At 60.7% G+C, this 9,830-nt stretch carries 1 protein-coding gene and 2 pseudogenes; 2 read left to right on the top strand and 1 reads right to left on the bottom strand.

Going from position 1 to position 9,830, the window contains the following annotated elements; all coding sequences use genetic code 11:
* Both KGA89_RS28465 and KGA89_RS28460 read left to right on the top strand, forming a co-directional pair.
* A partial coding sequence (locus KGA89_RS28465; protein WP_317846396.1) for a ShlB/FhaC/HecB family hemolysin secretion/activation protein occupies positions 1–298 on the top strand: 298 nt, incomplete at its 5' end.
* A 24-nt stretch (positions 299–322) separates the two neighbouring features.
* Positions 323–9,295: pseudogene (locus KGA89_RS28460) on the top strand (filamentous hemagglutinin N-terminal domain-containing protein); the annotation flags it as partial.
* A 7-nt stretch (positions 9,296–9,302) separates the two neighbouring features.
* On the opposite strand, the pseudogene KGA89_RS28455 reads toward KGA89_RS28460, so the two are convergent.
* Positions 9,303–9,830 (bottom strand): annotated as a pseudogene (locus KGA89_RS28455) (IS4 family transposase); the annotation flags it as partial.

Raw genomic sequence — 9,830 nt, 5'->3', positions numbered from 1 at the left:
CGGCGACAGCGGCGGCTACTGGCGCAACGACCTGCGCTGGAGTCGCCCGGTGACGCTGGAGTGGCTGCGCCCGGTGTTCGGCGAATACGGCACCAGCCTCGGTTATGACCAGGGCGTGATTCGTGGCGATCGCTACAACGGCGACCAGCACGGGCGCATGTCGAGCAACTCGCTGGAGCTGTTCGCCCGTGGTGAGCACCTGAGCGCCAGCGTCACTTTCGCCCATTCCCTGGAACGTCCGGATGCCCTGACCGAGCGCGAAGCGCCGATCTACTTCCGCGTGGATGTATCCATCTAATTTCTGCTGTAACGAGACCTGTTCATGGACGACCGCCAACACGCCTTCCTGGCCCGCCAGCCTTCTGCTGCCCTGCAAACCCGCGACGCCTTCTGGGGCATGCCCAAGCGCGGCCTGGCGTTCCTGCTGGCCAACGTCATGCTCTGGCAACCGCTGTGGGCCCAGGCGGACGGCATCGTGGTCAGCGCCCCGGGCACCAGCCTCGGCCAGGCCGGCAACGGCGTACCGGTGGTCAACATCGCCAAGCCCAATGGCAGCGGTCTGTCTCACAACCAGTTCAAGGACTACAACGTCGGCAGCAACGGCGTGATCCTCAACAACGCCACCGCCCGCACGCAGTCCACGCAACTGGCCGGAATTATCCTCGGCAACCCGAACCTCCAGGGTTCAGCCGCCACCACCATCCTCAACGAAGTCAACGGCGGCAACCCCAGCCAGTTGCGCGGCTACACCGAGGTGGCGGGACAGTCGGCCCACGTCATCGTCGCCAACCCTTACGGCATCACCTGCAACGGCTGCGGCTTTATCAACAGTCCGAAAGTGACCTTGAGCACCGGCAAACCGATGGTGGAAAACGGCCAGTTGAGTCGCTATCAGGTGGACCAGGGCAGCGTCACGATTGAAGGCGCTGGCCTGAACGCCAATAACGTCGATCACTTCGAAATCATTACCCGCAGCGCCAAGATCAACGCCGAGATCCAGGCCAAGAACCTGACCATCGTCGCCGGGCGCAATGACGTCAATGCCGACACCCTCAACGCCACCGCCCGTGCTGACGACGGCAGTGCGAAACCCGAACTGGCTATCGATTCCTCGGCCTTGGGCGGTATGTACGCAGGCACCATCAAGTTGGTGGGCACCGAGGCCGGCGTCGGCGTGAAGCTGGACGGCAAACTCATCGCCAGCGGCGGCGACATCCAGCTCGATGCCAATGGTCATTTGAGCATGGTCGATACTTCGGCCACGGTCGCGGTCAATGTCAAGGCGGCGAGCCTCGATGCGCGGGGAGCGGTCTATGCCGGCACGACCCTGAACGCCCAGACCCAGGGCAATCTGACTAACCAACAAACCCTCGCGGCGCGGGATGGCATCACGCTGAACGCGGGTGGGCAGTTGAGCAACAACGGCATTATTGAAGCCGGGGTGAACGCGGATAACACGCGCAATGCTTCGGGGGATGTGAGCGTTACTGCGAATACGCTCGATAACCACGGTAAGAGCATCGTTGCCAGTCGTAACCTGACGGCCAATGTGGCGCAGGCGTTGAATAACCAGGGCGGGACCCTGAGTGCCGGGCAAACCGCTACGGTCAACGCCGGGACGCTGGATAACCAGAATAAAGGCCGCGTGTTGAGCAGCGGTGCGCTGAACATCACCGCCGATAAGCTGCTCAACGCCCAAGGCGTAGTCAGCAGCAATGGCAACCTGACGGCCAATATCGGGCAGTTGAACAACAGCAGCGGCGGACTCAACAGCTTGAGTAACGTCACGTTGCGCGTTGTCTCGCTGGATAACGTGGCAGGTCTGGTGGCGGCCGGCCAAGGGCTCGACATCAACGCCAGCGGCCAGGTGAACAACCGGAGTGGGCGCCTTTCCGCCAGCAAAAGCGTTCAGTTGACCGCTGCGTCACTGGACAACGCGGCAGGCCGATTGCTCAGCGACGGAGCGCTCACCGCCAGCATCTCGACGCAGTTACTCAATCAGGCCGGGTTGTTGTCATCGGCTGGCCTGTTGACCCTCAACGCAGCCAGCCTGGACAACAGCGGCGGCAACCTGGGCAGCGATGCGGACCTGAGCGTAAACGTCGGCGGCACGCTGACCAACCTCGATGGCGAGATTTCCAGCGCGGGCCTGACCCGGCTCAGCGCGATGGCCCTGAATAACAGCAACGGCCAGGTACTGGGCGACAGCGCCTTGAGCATTGATCTTGGCGACGCGCTGGACAACCGCAAAGGCGTGCTCGGCTCGGGCAAAGTTGTGGATATCAAGGCGGCCAGCCTGAACAACAGCAACGGCGGCCAATTGATCAGCGACGGCACCCTGAGCGCGCGCATCAGCGGTTTGCTGGACAATCAGAACCAAGGCCAAGTGGTTGCCAAAGGCGTAATTGACCTGCAAACCGGCAGCCTCTACAACCGCAGTGGTCGCCTGGCCGGCAACGACCTGCTGACCTTGCACAGCGATTCGCTCGACAACCGTGGCGGGAGCATCCGCGCCGACAAGGCGCTGCAATTGACGGTCGATCAGCTGGATAACCGTGATAACGGCATCATCACGGGCAAAAGCAGCGTCAACTTCGAAGGCTCGCGCCTGGACAACAGCGCGGGTCTGCTGACCAGCGTTGGCCCGCTGACGTTGAAGGCCGCTGAAGTGCAGAACGGCCTCGGTCGTATCTCCAGCCAAACCGACCTCACCGCCGTGATCGATACCCTGCAACAACAGGGCGGTTCGCTGGTGGCCCAAGGCAATTTGAGCCTGACCGGCAAGACGCTCGATAACCGCAACGGCGGTTTGGTCGGCACCACAAAAGCGCTGGATATGCAGGTCGGGCAGATCGACAACCGCGCGGGCGAACTCTCCGCAGGTCTTGGCCTTAAGGTGGGCGGCCAGCGCCTGGACAACAGCGAGGGTGGCAAACTCATCGCCGGCACTGACCTGGAAGCGACAGTCGCTGAGCTGATCAACCAGAGCAAAGGGCTGCTCCATGCCCAAGGCCAAATGACCCTGAGCGGCACCACGCTGGACAACAGCGAAGGCGTGCTCAACAGCCTCAACGGCCTGGTGATCACCCTCGATAACGCACTGTTGAACAACAAAGGCTTGATCAGCAGTGAAGGCGAGTTGAGTGTCGACGCAGGCAGCCTCGATAACACCGCGGGCAGCCTGAGCAGCGCCGCTCTGTTGTCGATCATCAGTGCTGGCGCGTTGATCAACCAGGGGGGCTCCATCAGCACCGACGCCGCGTTGACCCTCGAAAGCGCCAGCCTGGACAACAGCCAAAAGGGCCTGATCTCGGGCAAGGCCGCGACCCAGGTCTCCACCGGCGCCCTCAACAACAGCCAGGGCGGGCGCCTGACCTCGGGCACTACGCTCACGCTCAACGCCACGCAGGTGAACAACGCCGCAGGCCGTATTGCCAGCAGCCTAGCCCTGACCGCGTCGGTCACCGGGCTGGATCAACAGCAAGGTGAACTGTTCAGCAACACCGGCCTGAGCCTGGACCTGAACCACGGTCAGTTGAACAACCAGGGCGGTTTGATCAACGCCTCGGGTGCGTTGCTGCTGAGCAACCTCAAGGACGTCAACAACCAGGGCGGGGAAATCTCCAGCCAGCAAGCGTTCACTCTGTTGGCGCAAAACCTGGATAACAGTGGCGGGAAATTGCTGAGTAACCAGGGCTTGGTGCTCAGAGTTGCCCAAGTGCTGAACAACGTTCGAGGTGCCATCTCGGCGGCCTCGGTGGACAGTCGCAGCGACAGCCTGGACAACCGCGATGGCCTGATCAGCAGCCGTGACCGCCTCGACCTGAATGTTGCAACCGTGCTCGACAACCAGCGCGGCTCGTTGATTGCCGATGGTGCGCTGCTGCTGGTTGCCGATCACCTGGACAACCGTGCCGGGAATATCGCCGGCAAGACCGGGCTCGATGCCACCCTCGACAGCTTCGATAACCGCCAGGGCACGCTGATCAGCACCGACGCCCTGACGCTGAAGGCCGCCAGCCTCGACAACCGTCAGGCCGGTTTGATCGGCGCGACAAAAGCGCTGGATCTCGACGTTGACGATCTCGACAACCGTGGCGGTGAGCTGTCGGGCAACGCAGACGTCACGCTGATCAGCCAGAATCTCGACAACAGCGACGGCGGCCAGGTATTTGCCGGGCAGTCGCTGAAACTGACGGTCGATAAGCTGCTCAACCTCACCAAGGGCCTGCTCAGTGCCAAGACTCAGCTAAGCCTCGATGGCGGGTCCCTGGACAACAGCGGCGGTTACCTGATCAGCCAGCAGAACCAGCGCATCAACCTGAGCCGCGATCTGCTCAACACCCAGGGCCAACTCAGCAGCGAAGGCACGCTGAATGTCAGCGCCGCCAATCTGACCAACACTGGCGGCAGCCTGTCCAGCGCGGCGGACCTGACCGTGCACAGCCTGGGGCGTCTGGACAATCAGGGTGGCGAACTGGTCACCGACGGCGCGTTGCTGCTCACCAGCACGGCACTGGACAATCGTCAGCAGGGCAACATCAGCGCTAAAGGCGCGGTAAACGTCACCACCGGTGCGTTCGACAACAGCCAGAAAGGACGGCTCAACAGTGGCAGCACGCTGAACCTCACCGCCGCCCAGGTCAACAACCAGGAGGGAGGTCGCATCGGCAGCCAAGGCGCGTTGACCGCGTCGGTTGCCGGCCTGGATCAACAGGGCGGTCAATTGTTCAGCAACACGTCGTTGAGCCTGGACATGAACAACGGCCAGCTCAACAACCAGAGCGGCTTGATCAACGCCCCCGGCGTGTTGCTGCTGAAAAACCTCAACGGCGTGAACAACCAGGGCGGCGAAATTTCCAGCGCCCAAGCCCTCACCCTGGCCGCTGCAAACCTCAACAACGATGGTGGCCGGCTGCTCAGCAACCAGGGCCTGACCCTGCGCATCGCCCAGGCGCTGAACAACGTCAAAGGCATGATCGGCGCAGCCAGCGTCGATACCCACGCCCAAAGCCTGAACAACAACGGCGGCACGCTCACCAGCCGTGGCAACCTCGTCCTGACGATCGATCAGCAACTGGATAACCAGGCCCAAGGTCTCATCAGCGCCGCGCAGTTGCTCACGCTCAACAGCGGCGACCTGAACAACCAGGGCGGCAGCGTGCTGGCGGGCGGAACCTTGCTTCTCAATGCCATGGCGCTTAACAACGGCGCCAACGGCCTGATCAATGCCCAGGGTGACCTTACGCTCACTGCCAATGCGCTGGACTCCAGCGACGGCGGCGAAGTGTCGGCCAAGGGCGATATGAACCTGACCCTCGCCGCGCTGACCCAAAACGGCGGGCGCCTGCTGGGCGATCAAGCCGTCACGCTGAACCTGGGCAACCATGACCTGAACAACCGCAATGGCCTGATCACCGCTAAAGGTCCGTTGACCATCAACGGCCTGCGCGACCTGAATAATCAGGGCGGTGAAGTTTCCAGCAGCCAGAGCTTCACCCTGGCAGGACGCATCCTCGATAACACGGGCGGCAAGCTGATCAGCAGCGACCTGCTTACCCTCAACGCCACCAGCCTGATCAATCAGAACGGCCTGATCTCTGGTTGGCAAGGGCTGCAGGTCACTGGTTCCAGTCTTGATAACCGCAACAACGGCACACTCTCCAGCCGCAATGGAGACGTCGGCGTCACCCTCAGCGGGGCACTGCTCAACAACGCTGGCGGTGCGCTGGTCGGCCAGAAAAACCTCACCGTCAGCGCCGCCAGCCTGGATAACCGTGGCGGGATTCTGTCCAGCGGCAGCGACCAGACTCTGACCGTCACCGGCGGTGTGCTGAACAACGCCCAAGGCGGCTTGATCGACAGCGGCGCGACTCTGGTCATGAAGGCCATGACCCTGGGTAACGCTGGCGGCACCGTCAACGCCCAAAACGCGCTGAACTTCACCGGCACCACACTGGACAACAATGGCGGCAACCTGATCGGCAACGCGGCCGTGACCCTGGACCTGCTCGGCGCCCTGACCAACACCAACGGCAAGGTCGCCAGCGTCGGCCCACTGCGGGTCGAGCACGCCACGCAGATCAATAACCAGGGCGGCCAGATCGCCAGCCAGGGCTTGTTGACCTTGCTCACCGGGGGATTGGATAACCGCAACCGCGGCACCGTCGCGGCCAATGATTTGTTGGTCTTGAATACCTCCGGCGCAGTCCAGAACGACGTCGATGGCTTGATCTACAGCCAGAACGGCGGCGTGGACATCGACGCGACCAGCCTTACCAACGGCAAGGGTGTAGTGCAAAGCCAAGGGGATTTGAAACTCACCGTCGATACGGACATCGATAACCAAAGCGGTCGAATCCAAGCCAAGGCCGGCGATGTGACCATAACGGGTCGCCATCTCGATAACCGTGGCGGCGTGCTCGCCAGCCTGCAAGGTTTGCTCACCACGCAACTGACCGGCGTGCTGAAAAACGGCTACGACCTGAACAACAACCGCCAAGGTGGCATCACCCAGGCCCAGCGCCTGAACCTGACCGCCCGGGGCGGCCTCGACAACTATGGCGGACGCATTTCGGCGCAAACCGGCGATGCCATCGTCGTCACCCGCAACTTCGACAACCGCAACGGCGGCCTGTACGCCAAAGGCAAGGTCAACGTCACCGGTAACGACTTCGATAACAGCGGCGACAACGACGGCCAGATCGCGGGCAGCCAGATAGACCTGGACCTGACCGGCGCGCTGAACAACCGCCTGGGTATTATTGAGAGTGACAGCACCCTGGCGGTCAAGGCGGCGAGCCTGGACAACCAGACGGGGCAGTTGCGTGCGTTGGGTAGCGGTGGCAAGACCAACTTCCAGATTGGTGGGCTGTTCGATAACCGTAACGGCACCCTGGAAACCGCCAACAGTGACCTGACCCTCAATGCCGCGAGCTTCCAGAATCTGGGCGGCAGCTTATTGCACGTAGGCAGCGGCACCTTTGATATCTCCACGGCCAACATCACCAATGCCGGTGGCAGCGTCGTTACGCGCGGCGGGCTGACGCTTACGGCCGACAACTGGACCAACAGCAGCGTGATCCAGGCGGGGCGGCTGACCGTCAACGTCAATAACCTGAGCCAGACCAGCACCGGGCAATTGTTGGCATTCACCAGTTTGGTGGGCAGTGGGGGGAACTGGAGCAACGACGGCCTGATTGCCAGTGATGGCTCCATCAGTCTCACGTTGGGCGGCAACTACGGTGGCAATGGGCGTATGTCGAGCCTTGGTGGCCTTGCCTTGACTGCCGCGCAACTGAATCTGAACGCGGCCTCCAGCATCGCCGGTGGCGGTGACTCTACGGTAAACATCGCCGGACAACTGACCAATGCCGGGCGACTGACTTCCAATGCGAACCTGACTGTTGGAGCTGGAAGCCTGAACAACACGGGTACCTTGGGTAGCGCACAATCGTTGAGGGTTAAAACTCCTTCATTGATGAACGATCATGGCCTGATTTTCAGCGGTCAGGACATGGCCCTTGAAGTTGGCAACGCGACCAACAGCTATGGCGACTTCTACAGCCTGGGTGATCTTGACGTTAAAGGCTACAACGGCGCGGCGCGGACCAGCGTCCTCGAGAATATTTCCGGGGTCATGGAAAGCGTCGAGGACATGTCTATCAATGCCACCACTCTCAACAACCGTGGTGAAAAATTCGAAGTCTCCCGCAAGTTAATCTCATCGTTCATTGCCGTGCATTGCAACGATTGCAGAGGAGATACCTATTACGTCGATTATGGGCTGCGTGAAATCTACGAAGGGTCGGTGGTCGACCAATCTCCAACGGCCAAGCTAACCGCCGGCGGTAACTTCACATTCAGTGGTGGGGATTTCCTCAACAGCCGCAGCGAAGTGACGGCGGCTCGCAACATCACTATCGCTGCCAACAACTTCAGCAATATCGGTGCAGCCGGTGGGACCATTGAGCGCACACGGATTTTCAGCGCGCCGGGGATTACCGACGGTACGCACAATCGATTTGCCCTAGGGGCGATGTGGGAGTTCAACAAGCGCAACGATAACGGGCCGCTGACGTTTCACTACATCGATAATGCCGGTCAGTTCCGTACTACCGACTACGCCATGGAGAAGTATCAACAGAAAGGTAGTGAAGAAGAGCGCATGATCTTGGTGGACAGCGTAACCAAGCAAAAACTGCTGGGGTATGGCGCATGGCATAAGCCCGAGCGTTATGAGACTTCCGAATACAACCCCAACAATCTGCTGCCTCTGCCTGCCGAACTCACCCGCTTTAACGTGAGCAGCGATGTGGAGGTTTCCCGGGACGGCGGAGCTGTTCAATCAGCAATCGTCCAGGCGGGTGGCAAAGTCAGCATCAATGCTGCGCAAACCCTTACCAACAGCGTCGTACACGAAGATTATGCGTTCAGTACGGGCGTGGACCGTCGGCAAAACACGCTTGGGGGCGGTACCGGCAAGCCGCTACTGGTGCATCTAAACAGTCAGCTACCGCCTGATCTTTCCAAGCAACAAGTCAACCCGTTGAGCTTGCCAGGCTTCGTCTTGCCGACGGGGCAAAACGGCTTGTTTCGCTTGAGCGGGCAGGGTGGGTCGGCTCAACAGGTAACCCCGACTAGCGTTGGGCCGCAAAACTGGAACATGGGCAGTGCCTCGATCGGCGCTGCCCAGCGTCAACAAAATTTGCCTGAAACTCAGGCTCGTAGCGTCCAGGTCGGTGCTGTCGCCCCGGTGGCAGCCACTGATCGGCAACTGGCCCTGATCAGTCGTCAAACCAACAACGGTAATGTGAACGCTAGTGCGCTCGATGTCAGCGCGCCCGTCGAAAACGATGGCCATTCCCTTCCGATGCCCAGCCGCAACAGCGGTTCGGGCCCCAGCGTAAATCAGACGACCAATGTCGTCCCGTTCGTGGGCAATACAGTAGCCAGTCAGACACTCGCGCGGGTTCAGGGTTTGCCGGACACCTCGTTCAAAACCAACCCACAGAAATACCTCATCGAAACCAACCCGGTGCTGACCGAGTTGAAACAGTTCATGAGCTCGGACTATTTGCTCTCCAACCTGGGTTACAACCCCGACGAGAGTCAAAAGCGCCTGGGTGACGGACTTTACGAACAACGTTTGATCCAGCAAGCGGTTGTCGCTCGCACCGGACAACGTTTCATCGACGGTCAGACCTCCGACGAGGCGATGTTCAAGTACCTGATGAACAACGCCATCGCCAGCAAGGATGTCCTCAACTTGTCGGTAGGTGTCACCCTTACGGCCAGCCCTTTCAAGGTCTTTTGGCTTTAGCGGCCTTGAGCACCCGATCCGTCGACACATGAGCATTCGCGGCTTTGCCTTCCAGCCACTCTTTGGATTTGGGCACCTTCGGGCCCCGTTTGCTCTTGGCGACGGCTTTGGGTAAGACGTTTTTCGCCAGCGTCAGTAGGTACGGGGCCAGCCCATCTTCGGGGATGGGGATCGATAAGGGCTCTGACGGCAAAGCAATCTGCATGCCCTCATATCCGCTGCGTACCTGTACCGTCAGGTGGAAAATCGATGCTTCCCAATCGTCGGGCACGGTCTGACGATGAGCCTGTTCGACGCTGCGCTTGAGCACCGCCAAGACGTTGTAAGCCAGCACCGCCGAAGCAAATCCCAGCAGGGCCGCCTTAGGGTTGCCCAAGGTTCGGATTTCACTGTCCAGCACCGATTCCAGGCGCTGGAACATCCCTTCGATGCTCCAGCGACGGCGGTACAAGTCGGCGATTTGCTGCGCACTGATCGAGTCGGGCAAGTTGCTCCAGAACAACAGCCT

This window comes from Pseudomonas sp. A-RE-22 (assembly GCF_019956035.1).
Lineage (GTDB): Bacteria > Pseudomonadota > Gammaproteobacteria > Pseudomonadales > Pseudomonadaceae > Aquipseudomonas > Aquipseudomonas brassicacearum.
This window is presented reverse-complemented; position numbering and strand designations above follow the sequence as displayed.